This is a genomic window from Parafilimonas terrae, from assembly GCF_900115755.1.
Lineage (GTDB): Bacteria > Bacteroidota > Bacteroidia > Chitinophagales > Chitinophagaceae > Parafilimonas > Parafilimonas terrae.
Genome location: NZ_FOXQ01000006.1, coordinates 163,412 through 185,196 on the forward strand (window position 1 = coordinate 163,412; position 21,785 = coordinate 185,196).

At 36.5% G+C, this 21,785-nt stretch carries 20 protein-coding genes; all 20 read right to left on the reverse strand.

The annotated features are described in order from the left end of the window. Positions 1 to 5: 5 nt before the first annotated feature. Positions 6 to 1,229 (reverse strand): glycosyltransferase family 4 protein, encoded by a 1,224-nt coding sequence (locus tag BM015_RS11560; RefSeq protein ID WP_090658491.1) that lies wholly within the window; start codon positions 1,227 to 1,229, stop codon positions 6 to 8. 24 nt (positions 1,230 to 1,253) lie between these two features. Beyond that, positions 1,254 to 2,318, reverse strand: coding sequence for a glycosyltransferase family 4 protein (locus tag BM015_RS11565; RefSeq protein ID WP_090658492.1), 1,065 nt, complete (start codon positions 2,316 to 2,318; stop codon positions 1,254 to 1,256). A gap of 52 nt (positions 2,319 to 2,370) precedes the next feature. Next, entirely contained in the window at positions 2,371 to 3,474 is a 1,104-nt protein-coding gene (locus BM015_RS11570) for a glycosyltransferase (protein WP_143075832.1), read from the reverse strand. A 25-nt stretch (positions 3,475 to 3,499) separates the two neighbouring features. Beyond that, complete coding sequence (locus BM015_RS11575; RefSeq protein ID WP_090658497.1) at positions 3,500 to 4,624, reverse strand: acyltransferase family protein; 1,125 nt, start codon at positions 4,622 to 4,624, stop codon at positions 3,500 to 3,502. After that, positions 4,625 to 5,656, reverse strand: a complete 1,032-nt coding sequence (locus BM015_RS11580; RefSeq protein ID WP_143075833.1) for a glycosyltransferase family 2 protein — start codon at positions 5,654 to 5,656, stop codon at positions 4,625 to 4,627. It abuts the gene before it with no gap. Positions 5,657 to 5,813: 157 nt separating this feature from the next. Next, positions 5,814 to 6,821, reverse strand: coding sequence for a hypothetical protein (locus BM015_RS11585; protein WP_090658500.1), 1,008 nt, complete (start codon positions 6,819 to 6,821; stop codon positions 5,814 to 5,816). A gap of 1 nt (position 6,822) precedes the next feature. Next, positions 6,823 to 7,635 carry an FkbM family methyltransferase gene (locus BM015_RS11590; protein WP_090658502.1) on the reverse strand — a complete coding sequence of 271 codons (813 nt, stop codon included), beginning with the start codon at positions 7,633 to 7,635 and terminating at the stop codon, positions 6,823 to 6,825. Positions 7,636 to 7,644: 9 nt separating this feature from the next. After that, positions 7,645 to 8,745 carry a glycosyltransferase family protein gene (locus tag BM015_RS11595; RefSeq protein WP_090658504.1) on the reverse strand — a complete coding sequence of 367 codons (1,101 nt, stop codon included), beginning with the start codon at positions 8,743 to 8,745 and terminating at the stop codon, positions 7,645 to 7,647. Between the two features lie 5 nt (positions 8,746 to 8,750). Beyond that, positions 8,751 to 9,386 carry a DUF5672 family protein gene (locus tag BM015_RS11600; RefSeq protein ID WP_090658506.1) on the reverse strand — a complete coding sequence of 212 codons (636 nt, stop codon included), beginning with the start codon at positions 9,384 to 9,386 and terminating at the stop codon, positions 8,751 to 8,753. A gap of 127 nt (positions 9,387 to 9,513) precedes the next feature. After that, positions 9,514 to 10,407, reverse strand: a complete 894-nt coding sequence (locus BM015_RS11605) for a glycosyltransferase (RefSeq protein WP_090658508.1) — start codon at positions 10,405 to 10,407, stop codon at positions 9,514 to 9,516. Then, on the reverse strand, positions 10,404 to 11,495 hold the full coding sequence (locus BM015_RS11610; RefSeq protein WP_090658510.1) for a glycosyltransferase family 4 protein: 1,092 nt from the start codon (positions 11,493 to 11,495) through the stop codon (positions 10,404 to 10,406). Before BM015_RS11610 ends, BM015_RS11605 begins: the two co-directional genes overlap by 4 nt. 2 nt (positions 11,496 to 11,497) lie before the next feature. Next, positions 11,498 to 12,430, reverse strand: coding sequence for a glycosyltransferase (locus BM015_RS11615; RefSeq protein WP_090658512.1), 933 nt, complete (start codon positions 12,428 to 12,430; stop codon positions 11,498 to 11,500). Then, positions 12,424 to 13,206, reverse strand: a complete 783-nt coding sequence (locus tag BM015_RS11620; protein ID WP_177191887.1) for a glycosyltransferase family 2 protein — start codon at positions 13,204 to 13,206, stop codon at positions 12,424 to 12,426. The genes BM015_RS11615 and BM015_RS11620 overlap by 7 nt, the downstream gene beginning before the upstream one ends. Positions 13,207 to 13,254: 48 nt before the next feature. Next, a complete protein-coding gene (locus BM015_RS11625) occupies positions 13,255 to 14,175 on the reverse strand; it encodes a glycosyltransferase family 2 protein (protein ID WP_090658517.1) in 921 nt (306 codons plus the stop codon). 33 nt (positions 14,176 to 14,208) lie between these two features. Next, complete coding sequence (locus BM015_RS11630; RefSeq protein WP_090658519.1) at positions 14,209 to 15,297, reverse strand: glycosyltransferase family 2 protein; 1,089 nt, start codon at positions 15,295 to 15,297, stop codon at positions 14,209 to 14,211. Positions 15,298 to 15,330: 33 nt separating this feature from the next. Beyond that, a complete protein-coding gene (locus BM015_RS11635) occupies positions 15,331 to 16,092 on the reverse strand; it encodes a hypothetical protein (RefSeq protein WP_143075834.1) in 762 nt (253 codons plus the stop codon). After that, a complete protein-coding gene (locus BM015_RS11640; RefSeq protein WP_090658523.1) occupies positions 16,089 to 17,360 on the reverse strand; it encodes an ABC transporter ATP-binding protein in 1,272 nt (423 codons plus the stop codon). The genes BM015_RS11635 and BM015_RS11640 overlap by 4 nt, the downstream gene beginning before the upstream one ends. A gap of 5 nt (positions 17,361 to 17,365) precedes the next feature. Next, positions 17,366 to 18,337 carry a class I SAM-dependent methyltransferase gene (locus BM015_RS11645; RefSeq protein WP_090658525.1) on the reverse strand — a complete coding sequence of 324 codons (972 nt, stop codon included), beginning with the start codon at positions 18,335 to 18,337 and terminating at the stop codon, positions 17,366 to 17,368. Positions 18,338 to 18,400: 63 nt separating this feature from the next. Next, positions 18,401 to 19,249 (reverse strand): ABC transporter permease, encoded by an 849-nt coding sequence (locus BM015_RS11650; protein ID WP_090658527.1) that lies wholly within the window; start codon positions 19,247 to 19,249, stop codon positions 18,401 to 18,403. 87 nt (positions 19,250 to 19,336) lie between these two features. Next, the gene (locus BM015_RS11655; protein WP_090658529.1) at positions 19,337 to 21,733 is read right to left on the reverse strand and encodes a GumC family protein; all 2,397 of its coding nucleotides are present in this window, start codon (positions 21,731 to 21,733) and stop codon (positions 19,337 to 19,339) included. Positions 21,734 to 21,785: the final 52 nt, after the last annotated feature.

Sequence of the window (21,785 nt, forward strand, 5' to 3'; positions counted from 1 at the left end):
AAAATTTAATCTTTAAATGCGCCTAAAATTGTCTGGCCATACTTATCCCATGTATAATCAGAGGCATGTATAAATGCTGCCTCTCTCATCTCGCCTAATAGTAAACGGTTTTCCAAAAACCAGTTGATTTTTTCGGCAATTGCTTCCGGGGATCTGATAGGAACTAAAAAGCCGGTTTCGCCTTCCTTAATAAGATCTTCTCCGCCCGTATTAGGTGTAACTATAAGAGGCAGTCCTCTGCTCATGGCTTCCTGCATTACCAGCGCCCTGCCTTCAACAATTGATGGCAGGCAAAGCACATCACAGGTTTCCATTAATTCAAGTACTTCAGTATGAACTCTTGGCCGCTCATATTGAAATGAAGGACAGGCTTTTTGATAAAACTGAAGCGGCGCAAGCAAACTCCCTAACACAATAAGCTGTATATGATTTGTATTTAATAAACCAATAGCTTCAAATAAATCAGCCAGCCCTTTACGCTGGCTCATACTGCCTGCAAATAAAATACGCAGCGGCTTCTTAATGGACCTGTCATGAATTTTTTTATCATAGTTTGAAAAGCGAGGCGTGCCAAAAGGGGAAATAATTATTCTTTTTTGCATCGCCCAACCTGGTAATGATGCTGCCACAAACCTGCTTGGTGTAATTACCGTATCTGACAATTCCAATTCTATGATTTTACGTTGGAGCTTTTCTTTTGAATCAGCAATTCCACCTTTTAAAGTAGGTTTCCAGCCAGGCCATCGTTCGGCTTCTTCCGTCAATAATGTGCGTGCTGTTTCCCAATAAGCAATGGGCAACTCATACACACACTGCAATCCTCTTTCTTTAGCCGATGTGAAAGTATAATAGCTGCCATCTTCATATCCATAAACAGCTTTAATTGAAGGATAAGCATCGAGTTTACGGGCGAGGTACCTGTCTAAACTTTTATACACCGTATTAATACCGAAAGCACTTGATTCTTTATTGGTAAAATAAGATAACCCAAGTTTATTAAAAACGTGCCGGCCTGCTTCCCTCCAGGAATATGATTCTGTAAACGGACGCAGCTTTTCATCAAACTCTCTCCGGTTAAGGTCTTTAATAAGAAATCTTCTGAGCTTTTCTGAGTTTTCAAAACAGGCAATAGTAGTAAAAAACTTTTCAAGCATACCTGCCTTGTATAAACACATAACGATAGCCCTTACATTGGCGTTTCCTGTTGGATGTGAGATAACAAATTTCAAAAATATTCTTTGTATAAATTATCCTTAGGATGCAAAAACGGATTCCCATTTATTTATCAAAACTTCACGGGAAAAATGCTGTTTATAAAATGCCTGCTGCTTATCGCCTGATATGTCGCCATTTTTAATGTCGCAGGCAAGCTGCAAGACGGTTTGCTTTACCACTTCATAATCTTTTATATCAATAATTTTTGATAGAACAGGATCACAGGCAATATCAGCAATCCCCCCTTTGTTTGAAGATATCCATGGTATCCCGGCACTCATTATTTCCAGCAAAGAAATTGGCAACCCTTCCGCATGTGTGGTAAATAACAGGAAGGCATCCAGTAAACTGACGATCTCGCTAAGCTCCTCCTTGTTATTAAAAGCACCATGAAAAGACAGGTTAGGATATTTATTAAAAAAAGAGGAAGAGTATTCGTCACCTGTTCCCCACAAATGAAAAGAAATATTCCTGCAGTCCGGGTCTTCGCTAAGCCTGCATATTAAATCTATCCCTTTAGCAGGTATTAAACGGCCATAATAGCCGAAATGCAGTTTGTTACTGCTGTTTATTTCTTTGCGCATCTTTTTACTATTACTTAAATCACGCGAAAAACAGTGTACAGCATTAACAGGCCTTTTCAATTCTCTGTTAAGATTAATGGCATTAATATTTGAACAAGCAATAACATGATCTGCTAATAGCATACTTTTTTTATATTTTGGATTTAATGCATGGAAAAAATCCCGGTCGGCCTCCATGTGATGATGAAGTACCCATTTTTTATACCTGAGTATTTTTGCAGCTAAGAAAACACTTGCTCCATTTCCGTTTGTGTACAAAACATCGTATCGTTTAACTGATAAATTCAGCAAAGTCTTCATCAAAATAACCCGTCTTTTTAAGGGATTAGCTGACTTTATAAAAAACACCCTGCTGCAATTTCTTTTTAAAATTTCTTCGTGCAACTTCATTTTGAAGTTTGCAACCAGCAAATCAATTTCAAAATGCGGCAGCATGTTTTTACAAAACTCTATAATATGGCTTTCAATACCTCCCGAAGGCATTAATTGTGTACAATAAATTAATATTCTTTTCTTCATGCCGTTAGCAACTAACGTTTACAAGAAGGTGCAAAAAATTTCAAAAGATGATTCATTGATTCAATATGGAAAGAAATTTATGGCTTATATGCTGTACACCCCATTTTTCAGCAGGGCGTTGTGAGAGATATTTATTATAAGCATTTATTTCATTCTCATACTTATTGGTTGGTGAAGAGGAAAGCGTTACAACAGGAACATTGTGCAAGCGCAAAGCGGCATAGGCGCCGCTTTTACCAATAAATTCATAAGGCGTACATAAAACAGCTTCATCTAAAATATTCATCACACTTGATACATTTTCTTCCGTCAGTTCACCAAGTTCAACAAAACTCACCTTGTTTTTCAGTCTCTTTTTTAATTTCAGCAATTCATCAGGTCGGTTGTTTTTTCCAAAGATGATAATAGCAACCTGTTTATCATGCCTTTTATTTTCCAAAAACTTTGGAATAACCTCCGATAAATTAGACTCCGGGTAAAGCGTACCAAAAACACCCAGTTTATAAAAAGAATTTCCTTCCATTTCAACCGAATATTCTTTTTCAATAGATGAAATATATTCTTTATTTGGCTGGTGCCGGCTTATGTTGCTGAAAAGTGGCAGCCGCGTAACATCAATATCTTTTTCACTTAATACAAGCTCATATAAAACATTAGTTGTTGTTACACTTACAGGATTAAGCAATTTTATTAATGAAGCCGCAATCCTTCTTTGAAAATAACCATATATTTTATGCAGGAAAGGCGCGGCAGGGCTTATGCCTATCCATGTTTCATGAAACATAATGTGCCATTTGTAATTTGCAGTTAATCCCGACAATACACCAGGCAAATAAAATGGCAACCCTTTTTTATCGAAGCTATAAGACACATATTGAAGGCTTAGCCAATCAGGTTTGAAAGAAGATATGAGTGCTGCAACCTGCCTTATTTTTTCATTCCATTGCATGCCGGCAGAATAACGGTAGGCTGTTATCTCTTTTGATCCATCATGCTGCGCCTCTTTTACCCATGCTGATGACAGAAACTTATCGTTCAGGGAGATGATCACCGCTTCGTTTCCGGAAGCCATTAAACCGGCTGCCAGTTTCCTGGAATAGTCGCCAACTCCATCTCTGCCGGGTTGCAAAGAGCCACATAGGAAAATAATTTTCAATCTTCTGGATATTTAAGTTCAGGTGTTATAAATATGGTACCCCTGAGGTTTTCAGGCGATTTTCAGGAATGATTTTTTGCAGGATTAATGCAAAGTATTTTTTCCAGTAAATATGAGTTTTGTTAATAAAAAAACCAATCGCTAAACTCGATATTAAAACCACCATTATTGCTGCAAGCATAGCAACCCAATTACCCTCATCTGTTCCGAATATACTTCTGTAAAGAATAAATAATGGTGCATGAAGCAGGTATAAAGGGAAAGTAAGGTTTGCGAGCCTGCGCATTACAGCATTAAGGCTGTGTTGCATAACCTTTTTCGCCTCCACATTCGGCAATAACCAGATACCTGCAGAAAGTGTGAAGCCAATTATATAATCTGTAAAAAACTGGTTGGTAAAATACAGCGGTTTTTTACCCAGCGTAAATGGCATGGCAGGCAGTATCTCCATTAAAAAAACCGGCATAAGCATAAGTAAAATACCAGTAACCCACCGGAGCCGATAGCTAATACCAGGTTCGGGCATCCTGTAAGCAAAATAACCCATCATCCATACCGGCAACATCAGCAGTATTTTAGGGCCTGCCAACAGGCAGATGCCTGCCAATAACAAATAAAAAAATTTGGTGCTTCTTGCATACATGCACACCCCGCATAAACAGTAGTACCAAAATTCAAAACTCAACGACCAAAGGGGGCCGTTAATTGGAGGGGCGGCAGAAAAAAACCATATTTCGTTTAAGTATAAGGCGGAAAGAATATACCGTATAAAAGAATCTCCGCGGCTGTAACCTTCAAACAAGTTGGAGGAATTATAATATACATACAACTGAACAAGGCTTGTAATGATTAAACATGGAATAAGCACTGAATATAATTTTGACAATCTTGCCTGCGCATATTGTTTCCAGCTTCTTCTGTTTTTAAAAGTAGTGTATGCAATTACATAGCCTGACAATACAAAAAACACAACTACTGCAGTGTGCCCCCAATCTTTATCCAGATAGCCTGCAAATCCCCATTGAATAATAGCATGATGAATAAGAACGGTTATTGCGGCGGCTATTCTTAATACATCAAGCACTATGCTTTTTGATCCGGAGATTTCTTTGTTGCTTAGCAAATGATCGTTATTTTGGATTGGCTTCATTTATTCCGAGATCGCAGGCAAATTATCCATTCTGGCCTTTTTATAACCCTTTAAATACTTTAATCCGTTGAGCAGTTTTAAAGGCATTAACCTATTAAAGATATTGTAGCGCTTTACTATTTTCGGCGATGGTTTTAATTTAATTATCCTTATTAAATACTTCAGGATATCTGAAATATTCTTCGTCCCCAAACTCTCTTTAAAAGCCATCTCACGATTAGCATGCTTTATCGCATAAACCCTTACAATGTAATTGGAAAAATTATTTTCATTTAGATATTTAAGCAAAATTGCAGATGATCCAATTGATCGCTCTTGCCTTGCAATATTTCTCTGTTGTGAGCTTTGCAGTACTGAAAAATTATTACCGTGCACTCTCCATATTGACAAACTATTTTCAATAAAAAAACTCTTGCCATGAAGCAATACTGCATAAAGTAAAAACTCATCAATGTACATATCTATTTCGGCTGGTATATTTATCTTTTTAAGTACTGATGATCTTGCTGCATACGTTGACCCACCTCCAAAAAGTATGTTTTCAGAAAGAAAATAATGTAATAACTCAGTGCCATTAATAGGTTTATTCAAAACAGCCTTGCTTATTTTCTCTTTTGAAATTACTGCTCCAATTCTATTAACCAGAGTAGCGGCTGATGCTACATGTACGATATTTTTATCAGACTCAAAAACAGCAACCGTTTTACTTATTTTATCTGGCAAATAATAATCATCGGCATCGAGGTTAAATATATAATTGCCATTGCAAAGTGTTATTGCCTGTTGGGTAGCATAAGCCTTACCCTTATTTTTTTGAAAATAATACCGTATGTTACATGAGTCCTTATAATTGCTTACTATACTCTTTGTGTTATCAACAGACCCGTCATCGTAAACTATTATTTCTATTTGAGTTTTTGGATAGTCTTGTCTTAATACAGACTCAATCGCATCACCAATATAAAGCGCATAGTTATAAGTTGGAATTATTACGCTAACTAGCGGCATTCCCTGTTTATTTTCGTGTAGCAAAAGTTCTATGTTTTTCGCAGTAAAATGACTTAGTGTAACGGTTGATATCTCATTTTAATATAAAACAAATTGTAGCAAGCATACTTATTGCAAATTTAATAAAGGGCTGCAGAAGTAGTAAGTCTCTTGCAACTAAAATAATGATACCATAGAACTATTAGATTAAAATCTTATTGAAAGCTTGATGTATTAAATCCACTGCCCGCTTTTCGGTAGTCTGATCTCTTACCCATTTAAGCGAATTTTCTTGAAGCCTCAAATAGGCAGCATCAGATATACTACCGATAACATCTTTCAATTGTTTATAAGAGTTATAATTAATACAATTTATTCCATCAATTAATCCATGAGGGGCACATTCTGGCGGTTTTTTATTTAAATCCCTAAAACAGATAACCGCACCATTAGCAGCAATTTCGTAATGTCTCAAGCAATCCCAGCCTGAACGCTTTGTAGTAATTCCAAATTTAGCCTGCTGAATATCATCATAATAATCTGCCTCAGTGTTAAAAGCATATTTCTCCGTACTTGAATTTATTGACTTAGAAATTTCTATATCAACAACATGTTTTGTAAACAGCTTTTCTTTGAAAGGAAGAATAGTAATTATCTTTTCTTTTGGAATTGAAAAGGAAATAGGTTTTACGTTATCGCCAAGAAAAAAGCTATTAAATAAATTCTGAAAAAAATTCCAAAATCCTAACTGCGAATGTTTTAATATTAACTCACGTTTAAAATATGCAAAATGTGAATGTGGTTTTGGATAGAAAAAAAATTTAGCATATTTGCGCATGAAAGGGAAAAACCTGGAGCTATCTTCTCCATCTAATATTAATATTTTCGACTTTATTTCTTTCAATAGCCTAAAATGGGCATAAAAAAAATCAAATTGACGATGTATCGAAGAAAATATTATTAAATCAAAAGTATTTTTCACTATTGCTTCCTCAATATTAATATTTTCAGAAGCTTTTAATCTCTTATCCAACTTACCATATAATGTAAAACCATTACCCCGTAGAGAATGAAGATTATGATAATCATCATACAGAATGACCTTTGCAGGGAAATCAATAACCTCCTTTCCATACAGGCACTTAAAGCCATGTATAATCGAATCTTGCAAATAATCCTCTTCTTTACTGGTAAATATCAATATGCGCATACTATATTTTTCCCTTTATCAGTTGACTTACAGCAGCATAAAAATTCTTATTCACTGAAAAAAAATTACTATATCTGAAAAATTCACCGAACCGGGAATAATTAAATTCGTATAATCCATCCTTTCTTATAATGAATGTCTCATATTCATATTCCTTTAAAAAATTAATTGCATGTAGCAATGTACTACCAGCTATTGCCCAAGGAGCGTTATATTCAAACTGAATGAAGTTTATTTTACTTCCTCGTACTGCATGGACAGCACCTTCGAGAACAATAAAATCAAAACCTTCAGCATCAATCTTTAAAAAGTCAATATTGTTTAAATTATACTCCTCCATCAAGGCATCTATACTTATAAGTTGCACAGTTTTTTTAACAGCTGCTTTATTACTGAAATCCGCTGACAAAGAAGATGTTTCCCCTAACATTGGCTCTTCAAAAAAATAGGTTTCACCTGTTTTGTTAGCTGCTGCTTTGTTGATAAGAATAATATTATCTTGATTCTTAAATCTTTGCTTAAGAAAAGCCAACGCATTTGTTGAAGGTTCCAGTAATATGTATTTTGCTGTTTTGTTTTTACTCTTAAAATATTCAGTCCAATTACCTTTGTTTGCACCAACATCTATTATAACAGAGCAGTTGCTATATAAATAATCGATTATAGTATTTTCTCCATTTTTCTTTGAATCAGGCGAGTTAGTAAGATAATAAGCTATAATAGAATTACATTGGTTCCTTATGGCAACTAAGAATTTGACAAAAAAGGGAAATCTTGCGATAAAATGATGGGTTGAGTTAATCAATTTCCTCATAAACTTTCATTATTCATTCCAAAAGTTTTTTTGTTGAACCTGCAGTTTAAATTGCATATCAATTAATCTTTTACCATTCTTTGAATAGCAAAGACCATCTGATAAAATCTTTTTGGTGCAACCTATCAGGTCATTTGTTTCTAATGTACTGCAACAAATCGCCGCTTGATGCTTATTCAAAAGCTTACAAAGCGCACTATCTTCAGGGCCATGATAAAGTATAGTGCCCGGAGCACTCAAATAACCAATCATTTTAGTGGAAAGACTATATTTATAAAATTCAGGGTTCGTAAATTTTATAGGTAGGTATAAAATGTTCGCTGCGTCTATTTCATTTTTTATTTCTTCATCACTAACAAAATCATTTCTGTATTCTATTACTATTTTTCCGGCATCCAAACTTTTTAATGGGCCTGTTCCTCTTATGATTAATTTAAATTTTAAATTACCCGGATAATTATTAAGAGCTGTTATCAGTGATTTAAATAATTCCTGATAATGATAATGCAATAACCCCCCAAAATATAAAGTAATGGTATCCTTTTGAATTCTTTTAGGTATAGATATTTCCTCCGGCTTAACACCATCTGTAATTATTTCGTATGGCTTATTGGAAAATATAGCCTGATAATGTTCTCCCAGTTCTCTTGAAATAACAAACCTTCTATCTGCATTCTCCCATAGAACCTTAGAGTTTTCATAACTGCTTACTTGGGTATAATGATCATGAAAAGAAACCCAGAGTTGCTTATTTTTCTTACTCCATGGCTCACATAGACATGATAATAAAATGCCTTGATCAACAATATGTAATACATCAACGTCTAAACTTAAAGCAGTTTTTAAAATTCGCTTTTTATTGTATGAGGCAAAAAGGATTTTCTGAAAAAAGCCGTTTAAATTTCTGAGTTTCCATTTCATCCATTTCCTTCGCAAAGGGAACAATGTAAGTTTTAGCTCGGTTATATCTCCTTTAATTGCTTCATAATAATAATCGTAATATGCTATAGAAATTACATCCTGCTCCCTACCTTCATACAGGCGCCTTAAAACCCTGCCGCAACCACCGTTTTGATACAAAGAACAAGGTTGAAAAGAAAGTAGTTTCATAGTTTTTAAGCAGTCGGAATAAACTGATTCCAGAATGAATAATTTTTTTCCCAGGCATGGCAACCCATCGGCAGCCGGTTATTATTGAGGCGAAAGGATTGCTCCGGGTTAATATCAAAACCAAAATCCAATGCAGTTTTTAAAGAAGGAATTTTGAAAAAAGGATTATAAGAGTTAATATAAAAAGAAAAAAAGGCATCCTCGTTTCTATTAAAATTTTCTGCCTTCTTTTTAAAGAAATGCAGATTGATCAGAACACTCTTTACTTTTCTTAAAGAAAAGCCGCCATTACCTACAAGATTAAAGTTTCTATATCCAATTTTATACAATAAGGTACGCACAAAGGAGTAATGCGCGGCAGCAAACCCAGCCCAGGAATGACCAACCCAGGGGGAGCCGATATAATCATAGTTTTTATTGCACCAGTATTCCAGTTCATCCCTGAATATCCATGCATCTAACTGGTATAGCAGCATATATTTATATTCAATAAACCTTTCATAAAACCGGGTGGAAAGCATTAACCGGTTATAACCTGCCAAATCATTGAAATATGTATCGTTGAAACGTATTATCTGCAGATCACCCTTGGCAGCTTGTTCATAAAATTCAGTATTAAGGTTTTCAGGAGCAACAATCAACACCGGGTATTTATATAAAACCCTTAGGCATTGTTGAAACGATAAAATCTCAGTTAAACCTGGATTCGCCTTGTAAACAGGTATAACTACGCAGCAATTTATATTCTTATTACCCAACCTAACGATTTTAATCTGCTATACTGCGTGCATATGAACGCAAGATATTTAGCGGCAGCTTTACCTGCATCCACAACCAATATTTAAGCCCTACCAGGCGAATAAATTTTTTAGAAAAGTTTATTTGTGCAAATTGTTTCAATCCGTATTTCAATTGCAAAACGGATTTCAGTAAAAAATACCAGGCACCGGCTTCCTGCTCATACAACTCTTTATCTGAAAGCGGCTGTATGCTTTGTGGGAGCTTCCTGTTCCATTTACGATGTAATGCAAATGTATCCGCAAGCCAATACCTATCAAACCTGCCGGTTGATAAATGCTCTAACACCACATCGTATATTACGGCTATGGTATAGTGCCGGCCTACCGTAAGGGAAAAATCCATATCATAACAATGAAAGCCAGTGAAGCTGTTTTCATCAAACTTAACAGATGCAAATACTGCGGCTGTTGTGCAAAGGAAACAGCCATCCAAAACAATCACCGGCTCTATATCTTTATCATATCCCTTTCGTATAATATGCTGCCTTTGCCCATCAATGGTTTGAATAATATTTATTCTTAATCCAGCATTTCCCCAGGCAGAACCAAGACCTGAATATACATAAGGCTTATAGCGGCTGCCCGCAATACCAATCAGCCCGAGCCTCTTATCATTCGTAAAATGATCAATTATTTTCTGTCCCCAGCCATTTGTTTCAAACAACACATCTTCATGCACAAAACAGAGATAAGGATATTTTGCTTTGGCTGCGCCTTTATTATAAGCTTTGGCAAGCCCCATTGTGCCGGGATTATAAACTTGAATGATTTCAAAAGGCACTTTTCCTATGGTTGCCCTTACATTATTTGAAAAAGAGGCAAACAGGCCAGGCTGGTACGATGATACAATAACAGAAATCATGTTATGATATCAAAAAATTGCTGTACAATATGTTTTTTATCTTGATGCATGACCGCCAATTTTGCTTTCGCCTTTTCGCCATCTGCCCGTCTCAATTGAGGTTGAAGATAATAATCATATATACCTGCAGCCATTTGTTTTATGTCAAGATAATTAATGACTTTTCCTGTGCCTTGCACAAATTCAGGCGCACCACCTGCTTCGCTAAAACATATAGTGGGTATGCATGCGTCAGCTGCTTCCAATACTACAAGCGGATAAGGGTCTTCCCTTGAAGCAAGTACGAACAGGTCAATTCCTGCATAAAACAATGCAACTTCCTTGGTGGCAGGCCTTAAACTTATGTTTTGTAATCGGCATTTATTTATATCTGCTCGTAATAACTTATAATCAAGCGATTGACTATTACCTCCTATCCATACAAATTGTGCAGGTACACCAGGATGTTTTTCAATAAAATATTTTGCAAGCTGTACAAAAAGATCTGTCCCTTTCCTTAGTTCAACATTGCCGCAAGCTCCTATTATAAACCTGTTCTCGTTAGATTTTTTTAATGAATAATCTTTCGACGGAATGTAATAAGGTAAAATTTTTATTAATGAGGCTTGTACCTGGTATATTTCTTCAATTTTGCGTTTAACAGTTAAGCATGGCACCATTACAACATCAACCAGATTGAAGAAATCTTTACGGGATGATGACGAAATAAGAAAATCCATAGCCACCTCTAATTCATGTATATAACAAACCAGTCGCCCTTTATGGTATCTTCTTATTTGTTTAATTACATCTGCATTTAATACTGTATTAACTATCACCCAGTCATACTGTTTCAACAACAGTTTTTTAATAGCGGAAACCTGTGGATCAAACAATTTATTCAGCAACTTCCCGGCTATGCCAGTCTTATATTTAACACAAACAACTTTTCCAACCTCTTTAAAATCATTTAATATATCACCGTCATGTCTGAATAAAAAATCTATGCCATAAGATGTAATTTCTTTTATAGCTTTAGTAAGATTCAATAATAAGATACCAGACCCCGCTCTTTTTGCATCATAAGCAATAAACAAGATATGTTTCATTGTTAATATTTTAAACTTAAGTATGCATTTTTTATTAATCGCCTGCCAACACGCATAAAGAAAAACAGATCGGCTGCAAATATGGAAACCATCAATTTGAAGTTTTGCCTGACCTGCGTATCAACCTCAAGGTTTTTAAACCACAGGTCGCACATTCTGTTTTTCAAAAAAGCCTTTGTATGCTGATTGGAAGTTTTGGTAAGAATATATTTGTACAGGAGTATTGCTTCCTTAGTTAATATTGATGTGGTTTTATATCGCACAGTATTGGTATGCGAACGGAAAAAATCTATTTTTTTATTACAGAATATTACATCAGCCTGCAAACAAATATCTATCCACATTCGCCAATCGCCTGCAATTTTATAAGCAGTGTATGAAGTACCCGCTGACAGAAAAAATGATTTTCTAAAAACCACAGCGCTAGCATTTACCAACCAGTTGTCAATAAATAAATATTCTTCGGCAAAAGTTCTCCCGTCCATTACAGGTTGATTCGCGAAACACTCCGACATGCTTTGCCTGCAAGTAAATTTTGGTGTTATCAATATACCACTTTCATTTATCACATGGTAATCTGAAAAGAAAAGTCCCACCTGCCTGTTGTTTTCTAAATTTTTTACGGCTGTTTCCAAAAAACATTCCGCAGCATAATCGTCACTTTCTGCTATCCAAACATATTCTCCAACTGCTAATGCTACGCCTTTTTGCCATTGTTTGAACGTACTGCCACTATTCTTTTCATTAACAATTATATGGCTTACCTGCTGATGTTCTTTATATTGGTTGAGAATGTCAATGCTGCTATCAGTTGAGCAATCATCCAGCAAAATCATCTCAAAATCTTTATAGGTTTGATTTAAAATTGATTCAATACGCTGCTGAAGAAAACGCTCATGATTATAATTAGGTATGATAACAGAAACTTTTACCATTGTAACAATGCAGTAAAACCAGTTTTCAATATATAAGGCAATAATCCCGGTTTGCTTTGCTTCCGTGCGCTATGCCAGGCATATTTTAAAAGCTGCAACCTTCTTTTAACCGGTAGTTTATTGCCGGCATGACGCACATAATTAATAATGCGATGTTGCTCAAACAGTGCATCCCCGGCAGCACTAAGGCCGCCATCGCTATACACAGCAATATGTCGGTTTAAATAGCTATGCCTTACACCTCCTGAAAAAAACCAGCGCATGTTATGATCCCAATCTGCCTGTGCTTTATATTGCAGATTAAACAAACCTGTAAAAGCATATATATTCTTATGAAAGAATATAGCCTGATGGCAGATATTTTCATACAGCAATTTATCCGCATCAAACATTTCGCCATAATCGCCGCCAAACCTTTCACTCTGCACCTTACCATAAACCACATTATACTCGTTATGCTTTAAGAAGGTAGCTACATCACCTAACACATTATTGTCATACAAATAATCATCGCTTCCTAAGAAATAGAGCCATTCCGCTGATGCTTTTTTAATGCCTTTATTCATAGCATCATAAATCCCCTTATCCGGTTCACTCCACACCTTTATTCTACTATCAGTATATCGGGTAATTATATCCAGGGTATCGTCTTTTGAACTCCCATCTACCACAATTACTTCAAAGTTTGTAAAGTTTTGTTGCATTATGCTGTCCAGGGCAATGCTTAATGTTTCTGCTGAATTATAAGTTGGTATTATGATAGAAAAAAAAGGCAACTTTTTGCTCTGTTTAATAAATAAAATGCTTCTCTTTTAGAGAGCATCTTACTGGCGCAAATACAATGTCAACGTTTCTCTAAAAGCCCTCAGGGGGTTAAGAACTTTTTTGTAAAAAACATAAACATCCATAAAATTAGAAATAGATAAACCTTTATAGTGCATGTTTACAACATGAGATAAATTCCATATAGATGCATCTCTCACCTTTTTATATTCGTATCCGTTTCCCAGGTAGCTGAAATGATTTAATACCCAATTTAAAAACTGCAAATGACCTTTTAGTAAATTCCTCCTGTTTTTACTGGCTGTGCCTGAAATATTTTGATTGCTAACCCTCCAGTTAAGTTTTGCCCCCTTCATAGTACAAATACCTTTCACTGAAGAAAAAAGAATAGATGTTGCCCAATCAGCAGCCTGTGCGTAATCAGTATAAACAAACCCTTTATATTTCTCAATAATATTCCTGGAAAAAATATGATCCGGCATAGAGTTGCCTCTTTTTCCCATCAATATTTCAACAGCCATATTATAACTTGAATCAACAAAAGGGCTTTCGGGGGAATCTCCAAGAACGTTATCATGTTCGTTTATAATTCTCGTATCAAATCTATACACATCAAACTTATTATTATCCCCCGCCATGGTTTTATAAAAAATTTCTACACAATTTGCGTCAGCAATATCATCATCAGAAAAAAGCCACAGCCAGGGTTCATCTTTTGTTAATTGTATGCAGCGGTTCCACTGATGTACCAGGTATTTTGCACCAATATTATTTTCAAACCTGGTATAATGTATTTCAAGTTCGCTTTTGTATTTTTCCGTAATTCCTCTCATATCTTCAGGACTGCAATCATCGCCAACGTAAACGGTGAAGTTTTTATTGGTTTGATTAGATAATGACTGCAAGGCTTTATCAAAAAAAGCTGACTTATAAGCAGGAATAATAACAGCGAGAGCCTTCATTAAATATAAAAAAACTTATCAGCAATAATGTAATTATATATCTATTTTTCGGATGTTTAATTCCTCAAAAGTTTTCAACAAAGTGTTTTCTGTAAAAATATTATAGTCCAGAAGATATTTTTGGAATATCCATTTATAGACAACATAAATTCTGTGTATTGCTCCTCGCCTTCTTATATACAACAGAAAATCATGCATGTAGTTTATTTTGGCATAATACATTTCTTTTCTAAACTTTCTATATTGGGTTGAATAAGCTTTCTTGAAAAGTCTATGATTGTGATGAACAAAAAGATAACAACTATTAAGAAACCCTATTGTTGACCAAAGCGCACGACCTTCCCTCTTGTTTAAGCAGATATGATTGCTTTGAATATACTGAACAATATTTTCAAAAAAATCTATTCGTTTCTTAAGCGTTTCCAAAGAGGAAACGAATGGTATAGAACTTCCAATACTACCAATACTGTGTTGTCTATAATACGAATCCGGTTTCCCGTTTAAAAACTTCTTATACCTTTTTTTAGAAAGAATAAGCCGCAGATGCAAATCATAGTCTTGCCAGAATGTGAGTGTTTCATTAAAACCGTTCACTTCAAATAGGGTTTGCTTTTTATAGATTGCACCGGTTGTTTGCCAAAGAGCATCTATTCTCAGAAACCTAATCAAATCACTCTCTGTTGAATCTATATTCCATAATCCTTTTAAATTGGTTTTATTATTTTCAAAAAATAGCATTGGAAATACAAGGAAGTTTTCAGCGGGATATTGTTTAAAATAATTGATACGTGTTTCCAAGCAAAAATTTTCCAATAAATCGTCACTGTCAAGAAAAATAACATATTCACCAGAACAAATATCTAAGCCAGTATTCCTTGCACCCGGGGCTCCTTTTTTTCTGTTATTTTTAAATAGCTTAAATCGGTTATCCTTCTCGCAAAATGATTTTACAACCGTTTCAGTATTATCGGAGGAACCATCATCTACAATAATACATTCCCAGTTAACATAAGTTTGCTCAACTACGCTGTGAAGAGTTTCACCGATTAAAGTTTCTCTATTATAGGCTGGGATAATGATTGATACCAAAGGAAAACCAGTATCTTCTGTACTAAATTGCATATGGGTTAGCAACTTTATTACAACAAATTTTTATTATAGAGAAGTTAGAAAATCAAATTGTTTTGAACATACAATATATGTATCTTTTATTCCTGAATAAACGCCCTCTGAAAATATAATATTTTTTTCATTAAGTACCAATTTTAATTTTTCAATTGTTTGCTTTTCTCCTAAGCGATTATAATCATCCATAATTATTATAAAGTCTTTGGCTATCACATCATTTAAAACCATATCAACAATTTGATAACGTGAATTCTGAGGGCTTCCCAAAGGGCCATCTATTATTATCATATCGAATTTTTTCTGTTTGAGGATATTCAGCAAATTTTTATATTGATTTACTTTCACCCCTTCTATCATTACCTGCTCAATCTCCAGAATAGTTGTATTCTCTCTTATATCAAAAATCTGGTTAGAGAAATAATCCAACCATGCTTTATCCTGTTCAATTATTTTTAAATGGCTTTCCGGGAATGATTTGTTGTATTGATATGCTAGCTTGGTACTTTCACCAAGACCAAATTCAAGAATATTTACAGGCTTTATATCATTATAGATTCTAAATAATATATACAACATTGGATAGCCGGCCGCCCACCTGCCTGGGTTGAAAGATCTATTGATTAACCAGTCAGAATTGGAAACTGCATTATTAAAAATCATACCCCAATACAATTCATCTGATTTTTTATGTAATGCAATTAAATTATTTTGGATAGAAATGCTTTGATTAAACAGCTTGTCAAATCCTATTATCTTTTTATAAAAACTCTTAATGTTCGAAAACATCATTGAAATATTTGAAATTCTGAAACGAAAACACCTTGTCTTTCAGGTAACCGCCTGCCAGTTTTATAAAAATCTTCAAAAAGCATATTGAAGCCCGATGCATTCTCGATCCAGTCTTCAATTCCTTCATTACTCTCACAAAAGAGGTTCACATTATAAGCTCCTTCATTCAGCAATATTTTTTGTATAATAAATGAAACACTTCCTTTTTCCGGATCTATTTTATCAATAAGCATCGCTGTGCTCGCCCATGTAACCCTGTTTCCATAGATATCATTAATCCCAACATCAACTCTCAAGGTTTTACACATATATAATTCCTCAATGGCGATAAAGCTTACTTCAATTTCAAGGAATCTACCCACAATAAAGTCTTTCTTGGAAATACCATTCTCATCTTTAAAACATATATCGGTGAACCTGAGCCTGTTTCTTGTTTGCCTGCGTTCAAGATCATTTAAACTTAGCTTAGATACTTCGATCTGGTTTGTTATATATGCATCTATTGCTTCTTCTCCGGTACCTTTAAAATTTAATTCACCATTTTTTAAAATAATTCCTTTATTACAAAGATTTCTAACAGCTGCCATATTATGGCTCACAAACAACACCGTTTTTCCCTCTCCCTTACTCACCTCTCCCATCTTCCCCAGGCACTTCTTCTGAAACTCGGCATCGCCTACAGCCAGCACTTCATCTACAATCAATATCTCACTTTCAAGATGAGCTGCTACCGCAAAGGCAAGGCGCACATACATACCGCTGCTATATCGCTTTACAGGTGTATCGATATACCTTTCCACTCCGGCAAAATCAACGATCTCATCAAACTTGTGCGTTATTTCTTTTTTGCGCATGCCAAGGATAGCACCATTGAGATAAATGTTTTCCCTGCCGGTAAGTTCGGGATGAAAGCCTGTGCCCACTTCTAATAAACTAGCCACACGGCCGTTACCGGTGATTTTTCCTGTGGTGGGTGCTGTAACACGGCTGAGTATTTTAAGCAGGGTGCTTTTGCCGGCGCCATTCCTGCCGATTATGCCAACGGCATCGCCCTGTTCAATTTCAAAATTTATATCTTTCAGGCTCCAGACTACATCGCCTTCACTTTTGGTCGTACGGTCATTGGTTTCACCTATTTTCAAAAAAGGGTCTTCTTTGCCACGAGCCTTGGCATACCAGCGCCTGAAGTCGCTTTGCAAAGTTCCGGTACCAATCTGGCCTATCTGGTAGGCTTTGGAAAGATTCTCTACTTTAATGACTGTGGGCATAATTCTTACATTTCTAATCCTGCTAAATCCTCTCGAAATTTTCTGGAAATTATATAAAGGTCCTGCAGTTCCCACATACCTTTTTTAAATCGTCTATATTGCATAGGCTTAGGCTTAAGATTCTGGATCTGAGCATTTACATAATCTTCACTTACATAAGTCATTCCATATTGTGTTCCAGGCAAGCAGCCATCTTTGCTTAAAAGATTCACCTCCTCACTAACGGGAACAAATACTATATTTTGCTTTTGCAGAAACAAATTTTCTTTTAAGCTTTGATCATGTACAGTAAAAATCAGTAATCCATCATCATTTAGTAAATCATAAATACGCTGTAGCCATCTGCCAAAAGTTTCATCCGGTAGATGGCTGAATAAAGAGCCAACAAATATGAGATCAAATTGTTTAGTTAAGTGAAATGCATCAGGATCTTCGGAAGACAATATTCCATTAACACCAAATTTTTCAACTTGAAATTCAACAGCACCTTGTTTAATATCTGATATCCATATTTGTTTAGGATTAATTAATTCCGATGTATAACGGGTAAGACGGCCATAACCGCTTGCAAAATCAAGAAATGCTTTGGTTTTATAAAAAGGCTTGCCGGTCTGCTTAGCTATATTCATCAGTATATTCATCATGTGCGCACCTGAAGTTATATATTCAATATATGCCTTAGAGGAATCATTATAATGCTGTTTCAAAAACTGATACATGTAATCGTGCTTCGAAACCGACAAATTTCTGGGAACGGGGATATTTGGAAATTGCCATTGTTGCAAAATGCCCTTCTTTATCTCATTAGTTGGTATAATTATTTCTGGCTGTAGCTGAAAAACACTCTTTTCCAATTCTTCTATTTTTCTTATAATAGCTTGATCGATACCAGGCGTTTTATAAACTTCAGATTGAAAACGCTTTCTAATGGCAGTTTTCCATGAAATTGGTACAACATTTTTTACGATGCTAAACATGTTATTTTATTTATAATATAAGCAGAAACCTAATTAACTGGATGCTTTCAATACAGTATGACATCATACCGTGTCTATAAATTTTTTTTCAACCCTATTAAATACAATGATGCCAGCAGCAAATACAATGGTTGCAAAAAGTGCTGAATAACCCAATAGTTCCCAGCTAAAATTTCCCCTGCCTAAAAACCCGTAACGGAAGGTCTCAATAATGCCCGTCATAGGATTGGCTACAACAATCCACTTATATTTTTCCGGCGCTGCAGAAAGCGGGTAGATAACAGTAGTGCCATACATGAGTAATTGCATACCAAAAGTAACCAGGAATGCAAGGTCGCGGTATTTGGTGGTAAGGGAAGAGATAATCATGCCGCAGCCAAGACCGAGGCCTGCCATCATTAATACCAGCAAAGGAAAAAGCAGCATGTAAACATTGGGTTGAATGTTTGCACCCGAAAAATCATAAAACACCATAAAAGCAAGGAAAAGCAATAGCTGGATCACAAAACGCACGAGGTTGCTGATAATAATGCTCAAAGGCATAATTAACCTTGGGAAATATACTTTGCCGAAAATGCCGGCATTATCACGAAATACAGTAGAAGTTTTGTTAAGGCAGTCGGCAAAATAGTTCCACATAGTAATACCGGCCATATAGAACAGTGGCCCTGGCAGGCCTTCAGTTGAAATGCCTGCGATGCCGCCAAACACAAGGGTATAAATAACGGTTGTAAATACTGGCTGTATCAGGTACCATAATGGCCCCAAAATGGTTTGCTTGTAAGTAGCTACAAAGTCCCGCCGCACCAGCAGCCAGAGCAGATCGCGGTATGCCCAGGTATCCTGCAGCTTAAGGTCGAGCAACTTATGCTGCGCCGTTATTTCCCAATGATAATGTTGGTAGTCTGTCATTTTAAAAAACTACGTAAACGATATCGACCCTTTAACTCAAATTCCTAATTCCAAATTCCTAATTCCAAATTCCCTCTACCCTCTGCCTCATACCTTTTGCCTTACACCTTTTTTAAGCAGCTTCCCCCACCACGGTCTCTTTCCCGCTCCATGATACCCATATCCCATGCTGTAATCGTAGCCGTAGCTGCCGCCGTAAGCATAGCCGTAGCCATAATAGCTGCGAATACCTTTCACTTTTACATCATTAACCACCATTGCAAGGTTAGGCAGCTTCTTTTCCTTATACATTGTTTCCAGCATCTTTAACTGTTTACGCTGGGTGAACCGCTGGCGTACAATATAGAGACTGAGGTCAGCATATTCGCTTAGTACCTTGGCATCACTTACAATGCCAAGCGGCGGGCTGTCGATCACGATATAATCGAAATTAATTTTCAGGTAATCAAATAAATTTTTAAGACGGTCAGACAACAAAAGTTCTGCGGGATTAGGCGGCACAAATGAAGTGGTGATGGCATACAGGCTTTCATAGCCTTCTACCTGCCGGATAATTTTTTCAGGAGAAATATCGCCAGCCAGGAAACCCGGCAGATCGCCTGCAGCTTCAGAAGCTTTTAAGGCTACACCTATTTTAGGCCTGCGCATATCAAACCCCAGCAATATGGTTTTTTTACCTGAAACAGAAAGCACTGCTGCCAGGTTAAGTGAAACAAAAGTTTTGCCTTCGCCGGGCATAGTGGAAGTAATCAATATAGTGGAACCTTTTTTGTCTTTGGGCAAAAAATAACGCAGGTTGGTACGCACGATCCTGAACTGTTCCGGCAATATGCCCCTGGTTTTGCCTGCTATAATTGTTCTTTCTTTATCGGCAAAATGACTGATCTCGCCGATAATAGGCGTTTCGGTGAATTTTAATATTTCATCACGGGTGGTAACCCGGTCGTTCAGCAAATCCATTAAATACACAATCAGGAGGGGTAAACCCAGGCCTGCAAATATGGCCATCAGGTAAATGTTTGAATTTTTTAAATTGATGGGGCCGCCGCTCGAAGCCCTGTCCACAGCTTCACTGTTGCCTACTGCTGCTGCACGGGAAACCGCTGATTCTTCGCGCTTTTCCAGCAGGTAGAGATAGAGCTTTTCTTTGATGCCCTGCTGGCGTTCTATTTCAAGCAGTTGCTTTTCCTTGGCGGGTATAGAGCGGATTTTATTTAAAGAAGTTTCATATTGCCGGTGCGCTGCATTGTAGGCATCGGTATATACTTTTTTTACGTTGTTCACACTTTCCATTATCCTGCTGCGCGAATCGTCTAAAGCCGTTTCCAGCGCTTTCACCTGCAGGTTTTTTTCTCCCAGCGTTTTCAATAATTCATCCCTTTTTATAACATCTGCATTGTAACCGCTTACGAGGGCGCTTAAAGTGGCATCGCCAATGCCCAGGTTGGAAGGCACCAGTTCGTACCGCCGTTTCGGGTTATTGATATAGCTGCTTACCATATCAGCTATATTCATTTGCAGTTCCTGGTCGTCTAATTTTATTTCAAGGTCTTTGGCAATATCTGTTTCTGCCCTGCCTTCGGCGCTTATATTGAGCGAATTGGTTACCTTAAAATCTTTCAGGTTATTTTCCACTTCGTTCAGTTCGCCGCTGATGAAGATGAGGCGATCGTCAATAAACCGGATGGTATTTTCTGCAATCTTATTGCTTTGTTCAATATTATAACTATTATACTCTGCAGCCAGCGTATTCAAAATAACCTCCGCTTTGCGTGGCACCTGCGAAGAAGTGGACACCACCAGCACCGAAGAGTATTTACTTAAAGGGCTTACCGATATAGACCCGGCAAAGCCGCCTGCCACTGCATCGGTGGGGCGCCATACCGCCTGGTATTGATAATCAGGCTTATAATCTTCGGGATTAATAATATTAACCAGGTAATCAAAATCGGGTGTATGAATGGTGGTTTGGTTAGTTGCTTTTACAGCATTTTCACCATGTAAAATATAAATGCCGTCTTTTTTTACCTGCAGGGTAATACTATAGCTCCTGCCGGAATCTTTTATATTGGAAAATACGAGAAACCTTTTAATGGGGTCCGGCTCATACACCTCAATGGTATTTACCTTTCCGATAGAATAATAAGCGGTATTTAGCTGCTGTGTTTTTACCACCCTTGCCATTAGCTGATGCGACTGCAGCACTTCCATTTCGTTGTAAATATTAGGCTTGGAAGTATTGAGGAGTTCCGACAAAACCTGGTCTTCATTGCTTTCTTTACCAGCATTTTTAATGAGCACTTTTATACTGGTAGAATACACCGGCGTCTGGAAATGTATGTATATATAAGCTATGATAAGGGCAACCCCGAGAAAGATCGCGAACATAGGCAGGTAATTCAGCGATTTCATCAGTAATTCCCTGAACGAAAATTCGCTTTCTTCTTCCTTTATAATTGTTTTTTTGGTTGAAACAGCCGCCATTAAATTTTTATACTTTAATACCCTTTGAAAAATTAATTGCTTCCTGAACGGT